16 protein-coding genes and 2 pseudogenes are annotated in these 20,405 nt (G+C 59.7%); 1 reads left to right on the top strand and 17 read right to left on the bottom strand.

What is annotated here, in order from left to right; translation table 11 throughout:
* Positions 1-42 precede the first annotated feature (42 nt).
* The 14 genes from F3J24_RS07490 to argB form a co-directional block, all read right to left on the bottom strand.
* On the bottom strand, positions 43-687 hold the full coding sequence (locus F3J24_RS07490; protein ID WP_167004253.1) for a polymer-forming cytoskeletal protein: 645 nt from the start codon (positions 685-687) through the stop codon (positions 43-45).
* Between the two features lie 241 nt (positions 688-928).
* On the bottom strand, positions 929-1,441 hold the full coding sequence (locus tag F3J24_RS07485; protein WP_167004247.1) for a thioesterase family protein: 513 nt from the start codon (positions 1,439-1,441) through the stop codon (positions 929-931).
* Positions 1,442-1,618: 177 nt separating this feature from the next.
* The gene (locus tag F3J24_RS07480; protein ID WP_167004242.1) at positions 1,619-2,413 is read right to left on the bottom strand and encodes an enoyl-CoA hydratase; all 795 of its coding nucleotides are present in this window, start codon (positions 2,411-2,413) and stop codon (positions 1,619-1,621) included.
* Between the two features lie 46 nt (positions 2,414-2,459).
* On the bottom strand, positions 2,460-3,293 hold the full coding sequence (locus F3J24_RS07475) for an acyl-CoA thioesterase II (RefSeq protein ID WP_167004236.1): 834 nt from the start codon (positions 3,291-3,293) through the stop codon (positions 2,460-2,462).
* A gap of 37 nt (positions 3,294-3,330) precedes the next feature.
* A complete protein-coding gene (locus F3J24_RS07470) occupies positions 3,331-4,296 on the bottom strand; it encodes an alpha/beta fold hydrolase (protein ID WP_167004230.1) in 966 nt (321 codons plus the stop codon).
* A gap of 14 nt (positions 4,297-4,310) precedes the next feature.
* On the bottom strand, positions 4,311-5,507 hold the full coding sequence (locus F3J24_RS07465) for an acetyl-CoA C-acyltransferase (protein ID WP_003081295.1): 1,197 nt from the start codon (positions 5,505-5,507) through the stop codon (positions 4,311-4,313).
* A 181-nt stretch (positions 5,508-5,688) separates the two neighbouring features.
* Positions 5,689-8,091, bottom strand: coding sequence for a 3-hydroxyacyl-CoA dehydrogenase/enoyl-CoA hydratase family protein (locus F3J24_RS07460; protein WP_167004227.1), 2,403 nt, complete (start codon positions 8,089-8,091; stop codon positions 5,689-5,691).
* Between the two features lie 69 nt (positions 8,092-8,160).
* Positions 8,161-8,604, bottom strand: a complete 444-nt coding sequence (locus tag F3J24_RS07455) for a DUF2147 domain-containing protein (RefSeq protein WP_167004224.1) — start codon at positions 8,602-8,604, stop codon at positions 8,161-8,163.
* Positions 8,605-8,691: 87 nt separating this feature from the next.
* Positions 8,692-10,488 (bottom strand): acyl-CoA dehydrogenase C-terminal domain-containing protein, encoded by a 1,797-nt coding sequence (locus F3J24_RS07450; protein ID WP_167004220.1) that lies wholly within the window; start codon positions 10,486-10,488, stop codon positions 8,692-8,694.
* A gap of 75 nt (positions 10,489-10,563) precedes the next feature.
* The gene (locus F3J24_RS07445; protein WP_167004217.1) at positions 10,564-11,370 is read right to left on the bottom strand and encodes a TetR/AcrR family transcriptional regulator; all 807 of its coding nucleotides are present in this window, start codon (positions 11,368-11,370) and stop codon (positions 10,564-10,566) included.
* A gap of 186 nt (positions 11,371-11,556) precedes the next feature.
* On the bottom strand, positions 11,557-12,252 hold the full coding sequence (gene slmA, locus F3J24_RS07440) for a nucleoid occlusion factor SlmA (RefSeq protein WP_019044025.1): 696 nt from the start codon (positions 12,250-12,252) through the stop codon (positions 11,557-11,559).
* A gap of 175 nt (positions 12,253-12,427) precedes the next feature.
* On the bottom strand, positions 12,428-13,927 hold the full coding sequence (locus F3J24_RS07435; RefSeq protein ID WP_167004214.1) for a sensor histidine kinase: 1,500 nt from the start codon (positions 13,925-13,927) through the stop codon (positions 12,428-12,430).
* A 129-nt stretch (positions 13,928-14,056) separates the two neighbouring features.
* On the bottom strand, positions 14,057-14,776 hold the full coding sequence (locus F3J24_RS07430) for a response regulator transcription factor (RefSeq protein ID WP_003068054.1): 720 nt from the start codon (positions 14,774-14,776) through the stop codon (positions 14,057-14,059).
* A 157-nt stretch (positions 14,777-14,933) separates the two neighbouring features.
* The gene (argB, locus tag F3J24_RS07425) at positions 14,934-15,833 is read right to left on the bottom strand and encodes an acetylglutamate kinase (RefSeq protein WP_167004212.1); all 900 of its coding nucleotides are present in this window, start codon (positions 15,831-15,833) and stop codon (positions 14,934-14,936) included.
* Between the two features lie 148 nt (positions 15,834-15,981).
* On the opposite strand from argB, the gene F3J24_RS07420 reads away from it, so the two are divergent.
* Positions 15,982-17,091 (top strand): glycosyltransferase, encoded by a 1,110-nt coding sequence (locus F3J24_RS07420; RefSeq protein WP_167004209.1) that lies wholly within the window; start codon positions 15,982-15,984, stop codon positions 17,089-17,091.
* 353 nt (positions 17,092-17,444) lie between these two features.
* Here the strand turns inward: F3J24_RS07420 and F3J24_RS07415 are convergent.
* The 3 genes and pseudogenes from F3J24_RS07415 to F3J24_RS07405 form a co-directional block, all read right to left on the bottom strand.
* A pseudogene (locus F3J24_RS07415) lies at positions 17,445-18,476 on the bottom strand (IS30 family transposase); the annotation flags it as partial.
* A gap of 123 nt (positions 18,477-18,599) precedes the next feature.
* Positions 18,600-19,410 (bottom strand): annotated as a pseudogene (locus F3J24_RS07410) (IS5 family transposase).
* 187 nt (positions 19,411-19,597) lie between these two features.
* Entirely contained in the window at positions 19,598-20,398 is an 801-nt protein-coding gene (locus F3J24_RS07405; RefSeq protein WP_167004206.1) for a glycosyltransferase family 2 protein, read from the bottom strand.
* Positions 20,399-20,405 lie beyond the last annotated feature (7 nt).

Genomic DNA, 20,405 nt, shown 5'->3' with positions numbered 1-20,405 from the left:
GACCTCTGAAGGTCGCTTTTTTCATGGGCTGTGCGCAGAGATTCAGGCGACTGCAGCGCTACCCGTGGTTTCACTGCTGCTGGCCGCAGCCGCCGCCTGGCTGCTGGTGCTGGCGGCACTGCTCTTGTTCCAGGCCGAAGCGGAGGTGCTGGCAGCACTGCTGTTGCTGGAGCTGGTTCCGGCCTCGATCTGCCCCGTCAGCTCCCCGCCCTCTTCGATTACCACCTTGCCATAGCGGATCTTGCCGCTGACCTTGCCGGAGCCATAGATCACCAGCTTTTCACGGACGGTGAGCGAGCCGTCGAACTTGCCGTGGATTTCTGCGATATCGATCTCGGCCGTGCCATGAAAAGCACCCTGCTCGGCGATCTTGATGACGCGGGAATTCATGGTCGCCTCGACCGTTCCTTCCACAACCAGGGTGTCGCAATCCGTGATCTCCACGCCCTTGAGCTTGATGTTCGGGCCGACGGTAAGCTTGCTGCCACCGGTTTCCTCTGCCACAGGCGCAGCAGGGGCCGCCGAGGCGCGCATGGAGCTGGAAGGCGCCGTGCCAAGGCCTGCACTGCTCAAGGAGCTGGCACCCGATGTCGCTGTGGCATTCGCTGTCGAAAGCCCGGTGACGGAATTGCGTGGAGGAAAGCTATCGTTTTCACGTTTGCCGAAGAACGGGTTTTGCACAGCCATGGCAGGAATCTCCTAGTCAGAAAACGCCATCCTATGCAGCATAAGCAGCAACATTTGCCCTTATCTCGCAATAACGGTAAGCAAAGCTTTCACAAGTTTCAGTTACTTGCATGCATTGCCTGATCTCACACAATGAAAGATCTTGCTGCATCCGGGCAAGCATTCACTTGCCTTGTTTTTACGCATTTCGATCTCTACCCCATATTTCGCAAGCGCCAGACGCTCTCTTTTCTGAACAGCGTCAAGAGACGATATAGGCGGCCGTGCCGGTAGACAGCAACTCGCCGTCCACGGACAGAAACTCCATCTGGGTATTCGCCACCCGAGAGCCCAGTCGCAGCACTCTGGCGGTGAGCAGAAACTCCTTGCCGATGCCGGGGCGCATATAGTCCACACGCAGATCGATCGTTCCCAGCCGGGAAAACCGATGCAGTCTTTGCGCGGGCGTATCGTCCATATGCTTGGCCGCAATGGCCGCCATCACAGCCAGCCCGCCCATGGAATCGAGGCCGGCGCTGATCACACCGCCATGAATGCGTTGGTAGGCCGAATGTCCGATCAGATCAGGTCGCATGGCGATATGCCCCTGCACCAGCGTGGGCGTGATCTCTCCGATTTTCAGACCGATCGTCTGGTTGAAGGCCACGCGCGTTTCAAAGATCTCGCGCAAGCCGCAGATGAACTCAGGCTCGAACTGAACGGACTCTACAGCCTCCCGAGCTGAATTGCGGGACGGTACGGACCTGGATGTCATAGGCAACCCTGAAAAATTGGTCAAAGAAAAATCGCCCGACAAGGGGCGATTTTCAGATCGGCACAGGTGCAGACCGGCGAAGCTGACCTGGATTCGACACCTGCCGGAATCAGGGTGGCGCGTTGAGTAAAACCGCCACCCATCGCTGCGCTCGCCTTGCTGCCGCAATGCCTGACTTCAGCACTGGCTGAAGTCAGGGTGGCGTTTTTCCATGAAGGCTGTCAGGGCTTCCTTGGCCGCGGGCTCGCGCAGCATGCGAGCGAAGACCGCGCCCTCTTCCACAATACGCTCGCCCACTGCCTTGGCCTGGCCGCCCTTCATGAGGCGCTTGGTCTCGATCAGCGAGGACAGGGGTTTGCGCGCCAGTTTTCTGGCCTGCGCCTGCGCCACGGCATTGCATTCGCTGGGCGGCACCACGCGATTGATCAGACCCACTTCCAGTGCGGCTTCCGCCATGAAGGGCTCGCCCAGCAGCAAGGCCTCGGCGGCGCGGTGGTAGCCCAGCATTTGGGGCAGAAGCAGGCTGGATGCGGCTTCGGGGCATACGCCCAGGTTGATGAAGGGCAGCGAGAACGCGGCGTTGTCGCCGGCATAGACCAGATCGCAGTGCAGCAGCAGCGTGGTGCCGATGCCCACGGCCGGACCGCAGACCGCAGCAATCAGCGGCTTGGGAAAGGCCGAGACTTCCTGCAGGAAACGCCATACGGGGGCATCGGCTCCCATGGCATTGGGGGTGGCGGCCTGCTTCAGGAAGTCCGCAATATCATTGCCTGCGCTGAAGATGGCGATGTCGCCCTGAAACACCACCACGCGCACGCCTGCGTCGACCTTGGCGGCCGCCAGTGCATCCGCCATCTGGGTGTACATGGCCTCGGTGAAGGAGTTCTTCTTCGCCGCGCGGTTGAAGGTGATGGTGCACACGCCCTCTTCGGTGTGTACCAGGATGTCCTGGCTATCCTCGGTATTGCTCATGGTCTTGCCTTGTGAATGATGTGAACAGCTTGCCGGTCTCGGCGCGCTATTCCTTGTAGTAAACAATCTGGTGGCTGGTCGCCAGCATCTGGCCGGACTGGCTCCACAGCTGGGCCGTCTGGTCGAAAAAGCCGTTGCGGAACTCCTGCCCGCGCGCCTGCGCCAGCAGCAATCCGTCGCCTGTCGCAGCCAGCTCATCGCGTCCTGCATGGAAGTAGACCGTGATGGACACCGTGCCCGCCGGCACGCGCTTGGAGCGGCGCAGCCACGCCCGCGGAAAGAACACGTCGGAGACCGCAGCCAGCGACGCGAAATCCAGCGGACGCGGCGGATTGTCTCTCACCCACAGCCGCGTCAGACTGTCGCGCTCGGCACCGTCCTCCTCACGCGGCAGGATGCCGTCCACAAATCGCATCTCGTAGCGGGTCAGCCACTCGGAGGCCTTGAACAGCGGCGGCACGCGCTCGACCTCGGCAGCAGCCCGGACCTCGGGCATGGGCATATCGCTGACGCTCCAGGTCTGGCGGCGTACCGCAGTCACGGCCGTGGCCGTGGTCACGATCTGCGGCTGACCCTGGGCGTCAGGCTGGGTGATCGTCAGCAGCCAGTGCTGGGTGGAGCGGTTGGTCCGCACCGGGTTGGCGTCGATCTCGAAAGCACCCGGCCCCACGGCTGCCGCATAGTTGACGGTGATGGACAGCGGATCGCCCAGGCACTGCGGGTGCTGCTGAATGGCCTGCACCAGGCTGGCCGCCGTGATGCCGCCATAAGGTCCGACCATATTCCAGTAATCGGGCGACGCCGCGCCCTGGTACTGATTGGGCACTCCCGTAGCAGTCAGCGCTACGGCACGATCAAAGGGGTGGAGGTCTGTGCTCATGATTGGCAGTGTTGCCCAAGGGCGGGAATGAAAGCCGTCAAACAGGTGACTCATGCGGCCCGAACAAGGGTTTGCCTGGGCCGCGATCACCCTCGCGCCAGCTCTGCAGCAAAGGCAGCAGGGGCTGCCACAGCAGTTCGCGCATCTCTTCCTTGAAATACCCCAGATGGCCTATGCGTCCGGCCGGAGCCAGCCCCGGGTCCACACGCTCCAGCGTGCTGGGTGCACTCTTGTACCAGTCCACCAGCGCTTGCACGCTGGCCAGCGACATCATTTCGTCGTCCTCGAAATACAGCGCATGCAAGGGGTAGTGGGCTGCTGCATAGGCCTCGGCCGCCCAGCGCCCCTCCACCCCCATGGCGTACAGAGGATTCAGGCACCAGCGACGCCATTGCCAGATCACGCCTGCCGGCAGATCGCCCACAATGCCCAGCTTGCGTCCGGGAAACGCGCCATACAAGGCCGTGACCAGCGGGGCGACACCCCACCAGAACAGCCTGATCATGCGCCGGGTAGGCGCCGCGTTATCGCGCCAGTAGCCGCTGCCGCTGCCCACGGACAGCAAGCCGTTGATCGGCAGGGGGATGGAAGCCAGCCCCGGCAGTTGCGAGCCCACGCTATGGCCGATCCAGATCAGCGGCTGCTGGGGAAACTGCTGCTTGAGCTGCGCTGCCACCAGCTCGCAGTCCTTGGCCCAGTCCAGCAGGTCGGCCCTGGCGTCGCGCAGCGGCACCTGCAGCGACAGGCCATGGCCGCGGTAGTCGAAGGTGGTGACGCCATAGCCCTGCTCCGCGAGCCATCGGGCAAAGGCCTGGTAATAGCTTTGCTGCACGCCCATGGCGCCAGCCACCACCACCTGCGCCAGCGGCGCTGCCGCCCTGGGCTGACACTGGCGCAGCGCCAGATGGGCCGAACCCACGGAGATGGGCAAGGCCATCTCCGTCCATTGCACGGCAGCTTGCAGCGGAACCGACACAGAGGCTTGCGACTGGGCGGTATGCATGGCGGCTGCGGCGTTCAGACGCGCTCGAAGATGCCTGCCGCGCCCTGACCCATGCCCACGCACATGGTCACCATGCCGTACTTGAGCTGCTTGCGTTGCAGCGCATGCACCACGGTGGCGGCACGTATGGCACCGGTTGCCCCCAGGGGATGGCCCAGTGCAATCGCACCGCCCATGGGGTTGACCTTGCTCTGGTCCAGACCCAGGGTATTGATGACGGCCAGGGACTGGGCCGCGAAAGCCTCGTTGAGCTCGTACCAGTCGATATCGTCCTGCTTGAGACCTGCATAGCGCAGCGCGGCGGGAATGGCCTCGATGGGGCCAATGCCCATGATGGCGGGCGGCACGCCCTTGCTGGCATAGCTGACAAAGCGCGCCAGCGGCGTCAGGCCAAAACGCTTGACAGCATCGCCGCTGGCAATGATCAAAGCACCCGCTCCGTCGCTGGTCTGCGAGCTATTGCCCGCAGTGACCGTGCCGCGCGCCGCAAACACGGTGCGCAGCTTGGCCAGGCCTTCCAGGCTGGTATCGGGGCGCGGGCCTTCGTCCAGACTCACGGTGCGCGTGCTGGCCACGGTTTCGCCTGTGGCGATATTCAGCGTACGGTCGGTGACTTCGATCGGCGTGATCTCGGCAGCGAACTCGCCGGCCTGCTGCGCGGCGATCGCGCGGCGGTGCGATTCGAGTGCAAACGCATCCTGCGCCTCGCGCGAGACCTTCCACTGCTGAGCCACCTTCTCTGCCGTCAAGCCCATACCGTAGGCAATGCCCACATCGCCATCGCGCTCGAAGATGCTGGGCGAGAGGCTGGGCGCATTGCCCATCATGGGCACCATGCTCATGCTCTCCACACCGGCAGCAACCATCACATCGGCTTCACCGACGCGGATACGATCCGCCGCCATGGCAACGGCCGACAGACCGGAGGCGCAGAAACGGTTGACGGTGATGCCGCCGATGCTGGTGGGCAGTCCTGCCAGCACGGCACCGATACGCGCCACGTTCAGGCCCTGCTGGGCTTCGGGAATCGCGCAACCGCAGACAATGTCCTCAATCGCCTTGGGGTCCAGTCCAGGCACCTGGGCCAGCGCCGCCTTGAGCGTGGTGGCCAGCAGATCGTCGGGACGGTAGTTGCGGAAAAAGCCCTTGTGCGAGCGCCCGATGGGAGTGCGCGTGGCCGCAACGATATAGGCGTCTTGTACTTGTTTCATGACCAAATTCCTTGGTTGTCTCTTAGCTCTTTAACCTGTGTGCGAGGCTTCAATGACTTCGCGGCGCATACCAGCAGCCAGCGAGCAAGGGCCGCCCCGCAGCGTTGCTGGCGTCCCCCTTCCCGCAACGCGAGAGAAGGGGGGAAGGCGCGCAGCGACTCAGGGGGATGCTCATATCAAATCAGTTGCGAACCGGCTTGCCGGTGTTCAACATGCCCAGGATTCGTTCATGGGTCTTGGGGTGAGCAATCAGATGGCAGAAAGCCTTGCGCTCCAGGCTCATCAGATAGGCCTCATCCACCAACGTTCCGGCATCGACATCGCCGCCGCAGACCACATTGGCGATCAGGCCCGCAATATGCTGGTCGAACTCGCTGATGAAGCCGCCGTCGCGCATATTGACCAGCGAACCCTTGATCGTGGCCTGGCCGCTGCGGCCCGCCACGGGGAAGCTGCGCTTGTGCGGCGCACGCCAGCCGCCGGCCGCCATGGCCTTGGCTTCGTTGATGGCGACAAACAGCACCTCGTCCTTGTGGGCCACGACGATGTCGCTGTCCAGCAGATATCCGAGCTTGCGCGACTCCAGCGCGCTGGTCCCCACCTTGGCCATGGCCGCAGCCGTGAAGCCTTCGGTCAGGAAGGGCAGCAAATCCTTGCCGGTGCTGGTGGCGGCATTTTCGGCAGCGCGGCGGGCGATATAGGTCAGGCCGCCGGCCCCGGGAACCAGACCCACGCCGACCTCCACCAGGCCGATATAGCTTTCCATATGGGCCACGCGACGTGCCGAGTACACCGCCATCTCGCAGCCGCCACCCAGCGCCAGCCCGTGAATGGCAGACACCACGGGCACCTGTGCATAACGCAGGCGCAGCATCAGGTTCTGCAGCTCCTGCTCGACGCTCTCGATGGCGTCCGCTCCACCGATCACAAAGGCAGGCATGGTGGCCTCCAGGTCGGCGCCCACGCTGAAGGGCGCATCGCCGGACCAGATGACCATGGCGTCGAAGTCGCTCTCGGCCGTATCAACCGCCTCCATCAGACCCTCCATGACTTCGGGGCTGATGGCGTGCATCTTGTTCTTGATGCTGGCGATCAAGACCTTGCCGTCCAGCGTCCAGGTGCGCAGCGCCCTGGTTTCGGCAATCGTCGTGCCAGCCGTCTGCCAGTCGGGCAGATCGGTTTCACCCAGCAGCTTCTCGGGGAAGAGCTGGCGCTCGTACACGGGCAGCACACGGCGCGGCACGAACCTGTTCTGCGCAGGGCTCCACGAGCCATTGCCGGTGTGCACTCCGCCGGCCTCGGCCACCGGACCTTCGAAGACCCATTGAGGCAGCGGAGCCTTGCACAGCGCCTTGCCGGCGTCGATGTCCTCCTGGACCATCCTGGCCACCTCCAGCCAGCCGGCTTCCTGCCACAGCTCGAAGGGGCCCTGCTTCATACCGAAGCCCCAGCGCATGGCCTGGTCCACATCGCGTGCGCAGTCGGCAATGGATTGCAGATGCACGGCGGCATAGTGGAAGCTGTTGCGCAAAATGGCCCAGAGGAACTGCCCCTCCTTGCCTTCGGCATTGCGCAGCAGCTTCAGGCGCTCTGCAGCGGGCTTTTTGAGCATGCGGCCGTAAACCTCGTCGGCCTTGCCGCCTGCGGGAATGTAGTCCTCGCTGTCGAGCTCGAACTGGAAGATGTCACGGCCGACCTTTTTGTAGAAGCCCTTCTTGGTCTTCTGGCCCAGGTTGCCCAGCTCGATCAGCTTGGCCAGCACGGGCGGCGTGCCGAAGCTGCCGTAGAAGGGGTCGGTCTCCAGGCTCAGATTGTCCTGCAGCGTCTTGACGACATGGGCCATGGTGTCCAGGCCCACCACGTCGGCAGTGCGGAAGGTGCCCGAGGAAGCGCGGCCCAGCTTCTTGCCCGTGAGGTCGTCCACCACGTCGAAGGACAGGCCGAAGTTCTCGACCTCCTTCATCGTGGAAAGCATGCCGGCGATGCCGATGCGGTTGGCGATGAAGTTGGGCGTGTCGTGCGCGCGCACCACGCCCTTGCCCAGCGTGCTGGTGACAAAGGCTTCGAGCTGGTTCAGCACCTCGGCCTGCGTGGTGGGCGTGTTGATCAGCTCCACCAGCTGCATATAGCGCGGCGGGTTGAAGAAGTGGATACCGCAAAAGCGCGGCTTGATGGCGTCGGGCAAGGCCTCGGACAGCTTGGTGATCGACAGGCCCGAGGTATTGGACGCCAGCAGCGCATGCTTGGCGACAAAGGGCGCGATCTTGTGATACAGGTCCAACTTCCAGTCCATGCGCTCGGCGATGGCCTCGATCACCAGATCGCAGCCCTTGAGCAGCTTCATATGCTCTTCGTAGTTGGCCGGTTGGATCAGCTCCACATCGTCGGCCACGCCGATCGGCGATGGCTTGAGCTTTTTCAGATTGGCAATGGCACGCTCTGCAATGCCGCTCTTGGAGCCTTCCTTGGCGGGCAGGTCAAACAAAATGACCGGCACCTTGACGTTGACCAGATGGGCGGCGATCTGCGCGCCCATCACGCCCGCGCCCAGCACGGCGACTTTTTTCACATTGAATCGGGACATGAGCAATGTTCCATTGAGGGCCAGCTGCCGCACCATCGGCGTCAGCGCTGGCTGTTTGAGTCTTGAGATTTACTGAACGCGGATCCAGGTCTGGGTACGCCAGAAAGGACCGATGGAGCCACGCACTTCCAGCTTCTGGCCTTCGTCGATGGGCGTCAGGCGCACGGCATAGGTCTTGCCGTTTTCGGGATCGAGAATCCTGCCGCCTTCCCAGACCTCCTTGCCTTCGACCTTCTTGACGCCGCTGATCAGCGTCATGCCCACCACGGGCTTGTCCTTGAGCTCGTCCTTGCACTCGGTGCACAGCGCATTCGGGTCCGCGCCCTTGCGCAGCAGGGCCTCGACCTTTCCTGTGACCACGCCGCCGGCCTCGGTGATCTTCACCTGCGCCTTGGGCGTGTTTTCCTTTTCATCCATGCTGCGCCAGGTGCCTACGGGCGACATCTGCGCCCAGGCTGCGGACATGCCGCCCGCTACCAATACAAGAGCTGCTACCGCTTTGATCTTCTTCATTTCCGAGTCCTTTATATTCAAAACAAGGGATGAATAGGCGCATGCAGCTACTTTTTCAATAGCAATACAGCATGCGCCTGCGCAGCATCAGGCCAGGGCCGCGTCACTATCCATCAGCGACTGGCTGCCGGCACGAGCCGTGCGCATCAGCGTCGCCGTCTCGGGGAACAGCTTGGCGAAGTAAAAGCGCGCAGTCTGCAGCTTGCCCAGGTAGAAGGGATCCGCATTGCCGGCCGCGATCTCGCGCAGCGCCACCTGGGCCATGCGGGCAAACAGGTAGCCAAAGACCAGATGGCCGGCCACACGCAGATAGTCCACGGCGGCGGCGCCGACTTCGTCGGGGTTCTGCATGCCCTTGAAACCGATCTCGGTGGTGAACTTGGTCATCTGCTCGCCCAGCACGGCAATGGGCGTGATGAACTCGCTCATCTTCTCGTTGACGCCTTCCTCCTCCACCAGCTGGGCGATCAGCTTGCCGAACTTCTTGAGCGTCGCACCCTGGTTGCCCAGAATCTTGCGACCCAGCAGATCCAGCGCCTGGATGCCGTTCGTGCCTTCATAGATCATGTTGATGCGCGCATCGCGCACAAACTGCTCCATGCCCCATTCCTTGATGAAGCCGTGGCCGCCAAAGACCTGCTGGCTCAGCGTCGTCGCCGTCCAGCCGTTGTCGGTGATGAAGGCCTTGACGATGGGCGTCAGCAATGCCACCAGCTCGCCGCTGTCCTTGCGCACCTTCTCGTCAGGATGGTGCAGTTCCTTGTCCAGCAGCAGACCACAGAAGGTGGACAGCGCGCGACCACCTTCAGCATAGGCCTTGGCCGTGAGCAGCATGCGGCGCACATCGGGGTGGACGATGATGGGGTCGGCCGGCTTGTCCTTGGCCTTCACGCCCGACAGGCTACGCATCTGCAGGCGGTCCTTGGCATAGGCCAGCGCATTCTGGTAGGCCACTTCGGTCAGCCCCAGCGACTGGTTGCCCACGCCCAGACGGGCCGCGTTCATCATCACGAACATGGCCTGCAAACCCTTGTTGGGCTCGCCCACCAGGGTGCCGATGGCACCGTCGATATTGATCTGGGCCGTGGCATTGCCGTGAATGCCCATCTTGTGCTCCAGCGCACCGCAGAAGATGGGATTGCGCTCGCCCAGCGAGCCATCGGCATTGACCTTGAACTTGGGCACCACGAACAGGCTGATGCCCTTGGAGCCGGGGGGCGCATCGGGCAGACGCGCCAGCACTAGGTGCACGATGTTGCTGGTGAAGTCATGCTCGCCGGCCGAGATGAAAATCTTGTTGCCGGTGATCTTGTAGCTGCCGTCTGCCTGAGGTTCGGCCTTGGTGCGCAGCATGCCCAGGTCGGTGCCGCAATGGGGCTCGGTCAGGCACATGGTGCCGGTCCACTCGCCGCTCGTCAGCTTGCCCAGGTAGGTCTTCTTCTGCTCCGGCGTGCCGTAGGCATGCAGGGCCTCATAGGCGCCATGCGACAGGCCGGGATACATGGTCCAGGCCTGGTTGGCGCTGTTGAGCATTTCATACAGCGCCGAATTGAGCACGAAGGGCAGGCCCTGGCCGCCATACTCCGGATCGCAGGACAGAGCAGGCCAGCCACCTTCGATGAACTGCGCATAGGCCTGCTTGAACCCCTTGGGCGTGGTGACCTCGTGGGTCTCCTTGTTCAGCGTGCAGCCCTCTTCATCGCCGGAGATATTCAGGGGAAACGCGACATTGGCCGCAAATTTGCCCGCCTCCTCCACCACCGCGTTGATGGTGTCGGCATCGACCTCCGCGTACTTGGGAATCTGCTGGTAGGTCTCGGTGACCTTGAAGACCTCGTGCATGAGGAATTGCATGTCACGCAGTGGCGGGTTGTAGCTGGGCATGGGTCGTCTCCTGTGATGGTTGCGCGTTGAACGGTTTGCTTTTGGGTTGTGAGCTGACGCGGGTTGCGGACGGCCTCAGGCGGCCGGCGGCTCGCTGGCATAGCGCGCCAGAATATTGTTGAAGCCTGCATGGGCCCGCTCGATCGAGCCTTCGCTGTGCAGAAAGCGGGCTTCGTAGTGCAGGGCCAGAATCAGGCCGTGAATCTCGAACAGCAACTGACTGGCATCGGCATCGGCACGCAGATCGCCGCATTCCTGGCTTTGCACGATGGTGCGACGCATGGCGGCCAGCCAGGTGCTGACGGACTCGGCCAGCGCATCACGCACCGGCCCCGTGCGGTCATCGAACTCCACCGCCCCGCTGATATAGATACAGCCGGAATCGATCTCCATGGAGGTGCGCTTCATCCAGTTGCCGAACAGCTCGCGCAGACGCGGAATGCCGCGCGGCGCCTCGATGGCGGGGTAGAAGACTTCCTGCTCGAAACGGTCGTGGTACTCGTGCACCACGGATATCTGCAGTTCCTCACGCGAGCCGAAATGAGCAAACACGCCCGATTTGCTCATTCCCGTGAGTTCGGCAATCGCGCCAATCGACAGGCCTTCCAGGCCGATATGGGTTGCCAGATTGAGCGCCGCCTCCACAATCGTGGCCTTGGTCTGCTGACCTTTGGCGAGCGAGCGGCCCGCTGACCGGGCGGCTGCAGCCTCGGCGGCCTTACTGGGGCTAACCGCAGCTTGCGCGGGAGCGTGCAGCTTGCGAGACTTTGCGCTAGTCTTCGCAGTCCCGGCCTCCCCGTGCTGCCCCGAACGGCCGGCCCTATGCGCCGCATCCCTGACTGCGGGAGAAGTGGAAGAACGGGAAACGGGAGACGAGGCCATGAAACTCTCAATAAAACGAACGTTCGTTCTATTTTGCACAGTTTCCAGCCTGTTTTGACTTCGTCAAGGGTAAATACTTAGGCTTTTTCTCGCTAGGTTTTCGCCAGCTCTCACCCCTCAAGACGCAACAAAAAACGCCGCCAGTCCGAGGACTGCGGCGTTCTTGAGGAAGTGCCCGGGAAGGACTCAGACCACGACCATCATGGCCAGGCTGGCATCCAGATGCTCGGTAGGCAGGCGGCGAAAGCCCGAGCGGGCATAGCGCTGCAGACGGCCCAGCGCAAATGAAGTCAGCACACTGGCCGCGACCGATGCCTCGGCCGTCGGTGCAGCAGAACCCATGGCGCCGGCCGCGGGACGCAGGCATTGACGCAAGGTGGACTCGATACGGTCGAAGAACTGGTTCATGCGAGTCTGCAGACGCTCGTGCTCGAAAACAATGGCGTCGCCGACCATCACGCGCACCATGCCTGGATTCTTTTCGCCGAACTGCAGCAACAATGCCACCACGCGGTTGGCATTGCGCACGCCCGTGATCGGGTCATGCGCAGCCTCGGGCACATCGCGGCCCACGATCTGCTGCACCAGTGTAAAGACGGACTGCTCGATGAACTCGATCAGGCCTTCGAACATCTGGGCCTTGCTGGCGAAGTGGCGGTACAGCGCCGCCTCGCTCACGCTCAAATGGGCGGCCAGGGCTGCCGTGGTAATGCGATCAGCACCCGGCTTTTCCAGCATGGAAGCCAGTGCCTGCAGGATTTGCTCGCGGCGTTCGCCGGGCTTGGGGCGCTTGCGCGCGGGAGCCATGGCGGGAGCGGCAGGACTGTCCTCCGCGGGATTTTCAATATTGGAAACAGGCGACAGGACTTCAGACTCAGACATAGGCGACTCAGTATTTATTAGCAATTTTCTCACAGCCAGTTGCACTGTTAAGCACACGACTATCCTTACCGGCAGGCGTCAGGTGCGTCAAACCAACCTTAATAAACAGCAGGCTTGCGGTCTCCACCCCAACTTTCACCCCCGCTCTCACCAACACGCAAGCGTAACCGAGAAATTAACCTTTGAGAGCTTCAGATACCGTTTGAATGCCTTCTGAAACTGATTGAACCGGAATTTCAAGCCTTACTAATAAGCCTTTACCGAAACTTCCATCTGCAAAACTCAGTACACCTTGATGCAATTGCGTTATTTCGTCCGCAATTGCGAGGCCCAAACCGGTTCCCTCTTCGACCACGCCCTGTGCGCGATAAAAGCGCTGGGTAATCTGGCTACGCTCTTCCTCGGGCACGCCAGGTCCGTCATCGTCAACCTCTACAAAAGCCCATTGCTGCACACCCGCCATCTGCAGCAAGATGGCGTCGTCCGTGCCCACGGGCCGGGAGCGCAGGCCGCAGCGCAAGGTGACGCTGCCGCCTCGAGGCGTGTACTTGATGGCGTTTTCCACCAGGTTGGAAACCAGCTCGCGCAACAACCAGCTATGGCCCCAGACCGATGCCGGCTCGACCTCCAGACCAAAGTCCAGCTCCTTGATCGAAGCGCGATCGATGAAAGTCTCGAGCATGCTCTCGCAGAGCTCCTTGAGATCCACCTCCTGCAGCGGCTGCACCTCGGCATTGCGCGCATCGGCACGCGACAGGGCCAGCAACTGACGCGCCAGCTGCGAGGTGCGCCGCGTTGCATCACGCAATTGCTCGATCTGCTCCACCGTGAGCACGACCTGCGCCGGCTCCCCCGTGCGCTTGGCTAGGCGCCTGGCCTCCTGCCCGCTCAGGGCCCAGGCTTCCACCTGGGTCTGCAGGGCCGCCAGCGGCGTGCGCAGCTGATGAGCGGCATCGGCGACGAAACGGCGCTGGCCTTCGGCCTGCGCATTGACCAGGGAGAACAGGCGGTTGAGCGAGCGTACCAGGGGACGCACCTCGGCCGGCGAGGTCTGCTCGTCAATCGGGCTCAGATCGCGCGGCGAGCGGCGCTCCACCGCCTGGGTCAGCTTGTGCAGCGGCTTGAAGGCCCGACTCACCGACCAGTAAATGGCCACGGCCGCGCCCGCGATCAGTAGCAGATTGGGCAGCAGCACATGCATCAGCAGCTGGCGCACCCATTGCTGACGCACATCGCTGCTGTCGGCCAGCATGACGACCATTTCGCCGGCGCCATAGGTTTCGGCCTTGAGCACGGCAACGCGATAGGTCACCCCGTCATGCTCCTGGCTATGGAATTCCGCCGTGCCGGTCCCCGGCACATCGAAGCTGATCCAGGCATCACCAGCCACCACATTGCCTTGCAGATCGCCCACGGCATAGCCGGCTTCGTCGCCCTGATTGCGCAAAAAATCTTCAACACTGGGCGTCAGCGACACCAGCGGCGGCGTGCCGTCCGCAATCGAAGGCGCGAGCACCGAGTCGGCCAGAGCCGGGAGCAGGCGCAGCAAACGCTGGTCATGCTGGGTGGACGCCTCGTCCGCGGCGCTGTAGCTGAACCAGCCGCCCATGGCCGCCAGCAGCATCAGCGGCACCAAAAGCAGAACCAGCAGCCGAAAACGCAGATTGGCGGTCATTAATGCTTATTGAATGAAACTTTGAGTATTCTATTTTCATAGCTGCAAGCGCCTCATTAATAACCAGTTCAGCTATATAAATAACCAAATCCCATATCAATCAAGCGCAAGCAGCTATCAAATAGAGAATCAAACAGATTCGGGCATCAGCTCCAGCCGATAACCGAAGCCGCGAATGGAACGCAGGGCCACGCCATGCGGCTCCAGTTTGCTGCGCAGGCGGGACACATAAACTTCCACGGCATTGGGCGTGATTTCACGGTCCCAGCCGGTCAGGGCCTGCAGCAGCTTTTCCTTGCTGGCGGGCTTGGGAGCATTGAGCAACAGATACTCCAGCACCGTCCATTCACGCGGCCCCAAATCGATGGGCAGCAGCTTGCCTTCGGTTTCACCTTCCTGCGGCAACTGACGTGCGCCGGCGCGGCGACCCGCCGTATCCAGTTCGATGCAGCCGAAGTTCAGCACTGCCGAAGTCGCCGCCTGGGAGCGGCGCATGAGCGCACGCAGGCGCGCCAGCAGCTCGGGCAGCTCGAAAGGCTTGACCATATAGTCGTCGGCACCCCAGTCCAGGCCCTGCACCCGATCCTGCAGCGCGTCGCGCGCCGTGAGAATCAGCACCGGCATGGCCTTGCTCTCCACATCGCTGCTGCGCAGGCGGCGCGTCAGCTCCAGGCCATTGATGCCAGGCAGGCCGATATCGATCACCGCCACATCAAACGCCTCCTGGGCCAGCACCTCCAGCGCGCGCTCGGCGCTGCCCACCCAGTCCACGGCATAACCGGCATCGGAAAGACCCAGCTTGATACCGCTGGCCACCATCACATCATCTTCCACCAGAAGCAAACGCATAAAGTCCTACCTCGCTCAAAAACAAAAGCCGCCCAAAGGCGGCTTGCGGCAGAGTCTCGAGCACGGCTCCGCCCGGGAAAGCCCTGCGGCGATGTTAACGCCATATGTGAAAAGTCACTCGAGAAGAGCAACCACATGTCAGGGCCAGACAGGCTCGTCAATGGCTGCGGATCATCGTGCCATAAGCCTGGTCGGTCAGGATTTCCAGCAGCATGGAGTGCGGCACGCGTCCATCGATGATGTGCACCGCATTCACGCCGGCCTTGGCAGCGTCCAGGGCGCCGGCAATCTTGGGCAACATCCCGCCGGAAATCGTGCCGTCGGCAAACAGGCCATCAATCTCGCGCGCCGTCAGATCCGTCAGCAGATTGCCCGCCTTGTCCAGCACACCCGGAGTGTTGGTTAAAAGCACCAGCTTTTCAGCTTGCAACACTGTTGCGAGTTTGCTTGCAACCACGTCGGCATTGATGTTGTAACTTTCGTTCTCTTCACCAAAACCGATAGGGCTGATCACCGGAATGAACGCATCGTCCTGCAGCGCCTTCACCACGCTGGGGTCGATGGCAACGATATCACCCACCTGACCCACATCGTGCTCGATGCTCGGATCCTTGTTGTCCAGCATCTTGAGCTTCTTGGCACGAATCAAGCCGCCATCACGCCCCGTCAGGCCCACGGCCTTGCCACCCGCCTGATGGATCAGACCCACGATGTCCTGCTGAACCTCGCCAGCCAGCACCCACTCCACCACTTCCATGGTTTCTTCATCCGTGACACGCATGCCCTGAATGAATTCCCCCTTCTTGCCAAGACGGCCCAGCGCCGCTTCGATCTGAGGTCCACCACCATGAACCACCACAGGGTTAATCCCCACCAGCTTGAGCAACACCACATCTTCCGCAAAGTCGGCCTGCAAGGCAGGATCGGTCATGGCGTTGCCGCCATACTTGATGACCATGGTCTTGCCATGGAACTTGCGGATATAGGGCAGCGCTTGCGCCAGGATTTCAGCTTTGTCGCGGGGTGCGATCTGGGTGGTGGGGTCAATGGTGGTCATAGATCAAGGCTCTGTCCCGTGGGACAATGTTCAAGTCAGATGGGCTGCATTGTGCCGCAAATGCTCTTGGAGACGAGCAAGATGCCAACTTCCCCGAGTCAGCTACCTTCGATATAAAACATAAAACGATTCCACATCCACTCACTCCATGAATTCGATAATTTTCTCTGTTCAAGAGTTATTCAGGTATGACGCGTTTCTTGCAGGTTTGGCTTCGTTTATTACCTGCGTGTTGCTGGTGACCACCAAAAAATGGCATGGAAGTCTGTCAATGGATACCACAGACGGCTTGCAAAAATTCCATACAAACCCTACGCCTCGAATTGGTGGTATCGCAATTGCCATTGGAGTTTTCGTAGGCTATGCGGCCTCCAGTCATGGAGAGGCAGCCGCCGAAAAACGCGCCATTCTCGGCTCCATCTTGCTTGCAGGCATACCTGCCTTTGTTTTCGGCCTAATGGAAGACGTCACAAAGAAAGTCTCGGTTAAGGTACGTCTGCTCGCCACCATGGCCTCCGGTGTGCTGGGATGGGGTATTACAGGCACCTCTCTGACACACGTAGATATCTGGGGTATGGACTGGCTTTTAGGCTTCACCCTAATTTCAGTCATATTCACTGCCTTTGCTGTAGGTGGAGTAGCCAATGCCATCAATATCATTGACGGCTTCAACGGCCTGACGGCAGGCACGGCCATCATCATGCTCGCGGCTTTTGGCTTTATTGCACGCCAGGTCGGTGATATTCCATTGGCCTTCACCTGCCTCATCATTGCAGGTGCTGTCGCGGGATTTTTTGCGGTTAACTGGCCTGCAGGTAAGATTTTTCTGGGTGACGGCGGAGCCTACTTTTTGGGCTTCATGCTGGCATGGATTTCGGTTTTACTACCCGAGCGCAATGCCTCCGTTTCTCCGTGGACCAGTCTGTTGATCTGCTCCTACCCCATTATTGAAGTTGGCTTCAGCTTTGTGAGGAAGACGATTCGAGAAGGCTACCACCCAAGCCAGCCGGATGGCGTACATCTGCACATGCTGGCTAATAAGCGCTGGGCCAAGAAAGTGTTTTCCGGCTTTTCCAAACCAATACAAAATGGCTTAACCTCGCCTTTCCTTTGGATGTATGCGGCTGCGCCCTGTCTTATGGCAGTATTCACCTACCAGAACAAATGGCTGACAGGCGGCTGCTTTGTCATCAGCGTAGTGTGTTACCTAACGTTTTATAGCAAGCTGGCATATTTTCGTTGGATTCCTCCAAGATAGAACTGTATTCTGGGCAGGTCTGACATATGCGAATCAGCGTTTTTCATTACAGGGGCTTCCCGTCAAGGCAAGCGCTGATCATTAACTTTTGACTGACCTATCTACCAAGACGATCCAAGTGCTTGAAACGAGGAACAGACTGCACATCTATAGGCGGGGTTAGGCACGAGGTGTGCGCCCCCAGAAACAAAACGCGCAGCAGGGCTCCATTCAAATCTCGTGATGTCTTGCGACTCACAATGCAACACCCTAGCTTGCCTGCTTCTGGTTGTGGATTCAACCGATGGATGCAACACATTCGTTAAAAACATCTCAGCCGGGGTTCTGTACCCCAAGGTCTTCCTGGGCCGCTAGTTTAATTTTCTTGCAATCGCATCCAATTCATCTTGCGAGTAAGTAGCCAGAGATGTCGATGCCCTTGGGCAGGTACTGCCTGAGTAGCCCGTTGGTGTTCTCGTTCGTTCCGCGCTGCCATGGGTTTTGCGGATCGCAGAAGTAGACCTGGATGTCGGTGGCCACCGTGAATCGCTTGTGTCCCGCCATCTCCGATCCTCGATCCCAGGTCAAGGAGCGATAGAGCTCTTGTGGCAAGGTCTGTGCATGCCTGGCCAGCATCACGTAGCGCGTGCGCCGCTCCACCAAAAGTTGCAATCTGGCTGTAGGCATCGCCAAACAGCAGATCGCCCTCCCAATGCCCCGGCACTGCCCGATCCTCTATGCAGCCTGGACGCTCGCTGATGGGCACGGCATCGACGATCCTGCCATAGATGGGGGTCTTCTGGTGTAGTAGCGTGAGCGACGCATCCCCCGGGTGCGTCGCAAATGCTCCAGAAGCTCCTTCTTCAAGGCTCCGCGTGTTTGAACGAAGAGCGTGCGATAGATGGCTTCGTGAGACACCTGCATATCCTTTGCACCCGGGTAAGTTCGTTTGAGCCATCCTGCTATTTGCTCAGGTGACCATTGACTCTGCAATTTACCCGCCATGATCTGCGCCAACGCAGGATTGCAGGCCAACTTGCACGTCTTTGGGCGGTGCGCTCGCTGCCAGGCTGCCTCATCTGCTTTTGGAGCTCGGTAGCAGGTTTTGCCGCCATTGCGCATGAGTTCTCGACTGATGGTGGATGCTCCTGGCAACGCAGCGGATGGATTCATCCTGCGGCCAGCCTGCGCGATATCTCCTCGCGCTCAGCCAGAGACAGGGCCAAACGCGGCCGATGCCTTGCTGGTGGCCGGATGCCCCCTGTCGCATTCAGGATGTTGTGAATCGCGGTGTGCGGTCGCTCAAACAGCTTGCCGATCTCGTGCAGGGTATCGCCAGCTTTCCAGCGATCCCACATCAGGGTCTTCTGAGCTTCGGTGTAGTAAATCCGCGGTCTTTGCTTCATGCCAACACTCCTTGCGCCAGATGCGGTCATTGTGTTGCGTTGACCAGTTGAATCCACAGTCTGAACTGTTCATTGCATCTTTGATTTCACGTCTGGAATGTTGAAGTGCCTATCTAAGACTGGCTAACACCACCTATCCACGAAGCGTGCGCAGATGATCGCTGCTGCCAATGTCAGCAGCGCTTCGTGGATATCCAGCCGTCGTTCAAAGCGGATTCGCAGCTTGCCAAAGCCTGCAAACCAGCTGTGCGTCCTCTCCACCATCCACCGGTGCTTGCCCAGCCGCTGGCTGCTCTCAACGCCACGCCTCGTCTGGCAATCCGGCCCATGATGCCCCGCGCCGCCTCAGTGGGTTCGGCAACGCTTGTAGTCGTAGCCTTTGTCGGCGCGCAGCCGGTCTTTTACGGGGACGCGCTGACAAGCCTGCAATCGCAGGAATCGCGTCCATGCACGTCTCGAACGTCTTGGAGTCATGCCGGTTCGCGCCGCTGACCAAGATCACCATTGGGATGGCTCTGGCATCTACGACGATGTGTCGTTTGGAGCCGAGCTTGCCTCTGTCCATAGGGTTGGGGCCCGTTTCCTGGCTCCCGGGGGCATGGTACCGAGGAGCCATCAATGCTGGCCCGGCTCCAATCGATCAGATTATGTTCACGCAAGCGGATCAGCATGGCCTGGTGCAACTGCTCCCAGACACCAGCGACATTCCAGTCGCGCAGGCGCCGCCAGCAGGTCATGCCGCTGCCGTAGTATCCAAGGGGTTGGGGAAGGTCATCCATGGGATGCGTGTTTGCAGCACGAACAGGATGCCGTTGAGAGCGGCTTCGTCGCTGATCACGAGCTTGCGCGCACCGTCTTTGGCAGAAGGCACGAAGGCGGGGATCAAGGGTTGTAGCTGTCGCCACAGTTCTTTGCTAACGGGTCGTCTTGCCATGAGGGCCGCAAGCATAACTGCTCTGCGAGGGACTATGACGAAGTGGTGTTAGCCACTCTTATGCAATAGCGCCAGTCTCTATAGAAACAGTCATTGAAACAAGAAAGAAGCAGGCGAAGAAAAATCTCTTTAGAAATAAGAATGGCTTCAAAGATAACTTAATTAATCCACAACCCGGCAATTAATGTCAATCCAGAAAACCCATGAATTTGGCCAATTTCGGGAACCTTGTTCTGCAAAGTCCTTTTACAGCATAGTGAGAGAAGTAATAGGCAGATTTCAAGAAACCCAATTTTTCAATATTCCGGTACAGATTCCAATTCTCGGCAGCCATCTTCATCTTCTTTGAAGAGCTTTGCAAAGAGTAAACCCTGTATTTCGCCAAGACTTCTTGAGATCCAAATGCATAATCGATCTTTTTAAGTATTGACAGCCAGGTGGCAAAATCTTCTCTACGCGTGTTGAGCGGCATATAAACTTTTCCAAGTTTATTTACATCATACATAGCTGTCAGGCATCCAATAACGCAAGTCTTCAAAAGCTGAGAATATCCAACTTTAGCAGGGACAGAAACTTCTCCAAATACAACGCCATGCTCATTTATTTTTTCGTATGCGCAAAAAGTCAATGAAACGCTCTTCTCCTGCATAAATTTTACTTGTCGCTCTATCTTTTCAGGGTACCAAATGTCGTCACTATCGAGAAAAGCTATAAATCGCCCACGGGCTAGTCTGATTCCATTATTTCTAGCTTCCGCAACTCCACAGTTACTTTGCATCCGTATATATTTAACCCTATCGTCAAGTCGAATATACTCTTCAACAATTGACTGAGTTCTATCTGATGAACAGTCGTCCACTACAATTAGCTCTATCTCTTTGTAGGTTTGGGACAAGACTGAATCTATCGCTTCATTGATATAGTTTTCAGAATTAAATGCAGGTGTAATAACCGACACCAACGGTCTAGAAATATTATCAAAAGACATTTTGATA

The organism is Comamonas sp. Tr-654, assembly GCF_011752915.1.
Taxonomy (GTDB): domain Bacteria; phylum Pseudomonadota; class Gammaproteobacteria; order Burkholderiales; family Burkholderiaceae_C; genus Comamonas.
Note: the sequence above shows the minus strand (reverse complement) of the source record. Positions and strands in the feature narration are given on the sequence as shown.

Bases quoted from the DNA above. Each gene is read 5' to 3' on its own strand.
- F3J24_RS07490 (WP_167004253.1), bottom strand. From the start codon at position 687: ATGGCTGTGCAAAACCCGTTCTTCGGCAAACGTGAAAACGATAGCTTT.
- F3J24_RS07485 (WP_167004247.1), bottom strand. From the start codon at position 1,441: ATGACATCCAGGTCCGTACCGTCCCGCAATTCAGCTCGGGAGGCTGTA.
- F3J24_RS07480 (WP_167004242.1), bottom strand. From the start codon at position 2,413: ATGAGCAATACCGAGGATAGCCAGGACATCCTGGTACACACCGAAGAG.
- F3J24_RS07475 (WP_167004236.1), bottom strand. From the start codon at position 3,293: ATGAGCACAGACCTCCACCCCTTTGATCGTGCCGTAGCGCTGACTGCT.
- F3J24_RS07470 (WP_167004230.1), bottom strand. From the start codon at position 4,296: ATGCATACCGCCCAGTCGCAAGCCTCTGTGTCGGTTCCGCTGCAAGCT.
- F3J24_RS07465 (WP_003081295.1), bottom strand. From the start codon at position 5,507: ATGAAACAAGTACAAGACGCCTATATCGTTGCGGCCACGCGCACTCCC.
- F3J24_RS07460 (WP_167004227.1), bottom strand. From the start codon at position 8,091: ATGTCCCGATTCAATGTGAAAAAAGTCGCCGTGCTGGGCGCGGGCGTG.
- F3J24_RS07455 (WP_167004224.1), bottom strand. From the start codon at position 8,604: ATGAAGAAGATCAAAGCGGTAGCAGCTCTTGTATTGGTAGCGGGCGGC.
- F3J24_RS07450 (WP_167004220.1), bottom strand. From the start codon at position 10,488: ATGCCCAGCTACAACCCGCCACTGCGTGACATGCAATTCCTCATGCAC.
- F3J24_RS07445 (WP_167004217.1), bottom strand. From the start codon at position 11,370: ATGGCCTCGTCTCCCGTTTCCCGTTCTTCCACTTCTCCCGCAGTCAGG.
- slmA (WP_019044025.1), bottom strand. From the start codon at position 12,252: ATGTCTGAGTCTGAAGTCCTGTCGCCTGTTTCCAATATTGAAAATCCC.
- F3J24_RS07435 (WP_167004214.1), bottom strand. From the start codon at position 13,927: ATGACCGCCAATCTGCGTTTTCGGCTGCTGGTTCTGCTTTTGGTGCCG.
- F3J24_RS07430 (WP_003068054.1), bottom strand. From the start codon at position 14,776: ATGCGTTTGCTTCTGGTGGAAGATGATGTGATGGTGGCCAGCGGTATC.
- argB (WP_167004212.1), bottom strand. From the start codon at position 15,833: ATGACCACCATTGACCCCACCACCCAGATCGCACCCCGCGACAAAGCT.
- F3J24_RS07420 (WP_167004209.1), top strand. From the start codon at position 15,982: ATGAATTCGATAATTTTCTCTGTTCAAGAGTTATTCAGGTATGACGCG.
- F3J24_RS07405 (WP_167004206.1), bottom strand. From the start codon at position 20,398: ATGTCTTTTGATAATATTTCTAGACCGTTGGTGTCGGTTATTACACCT.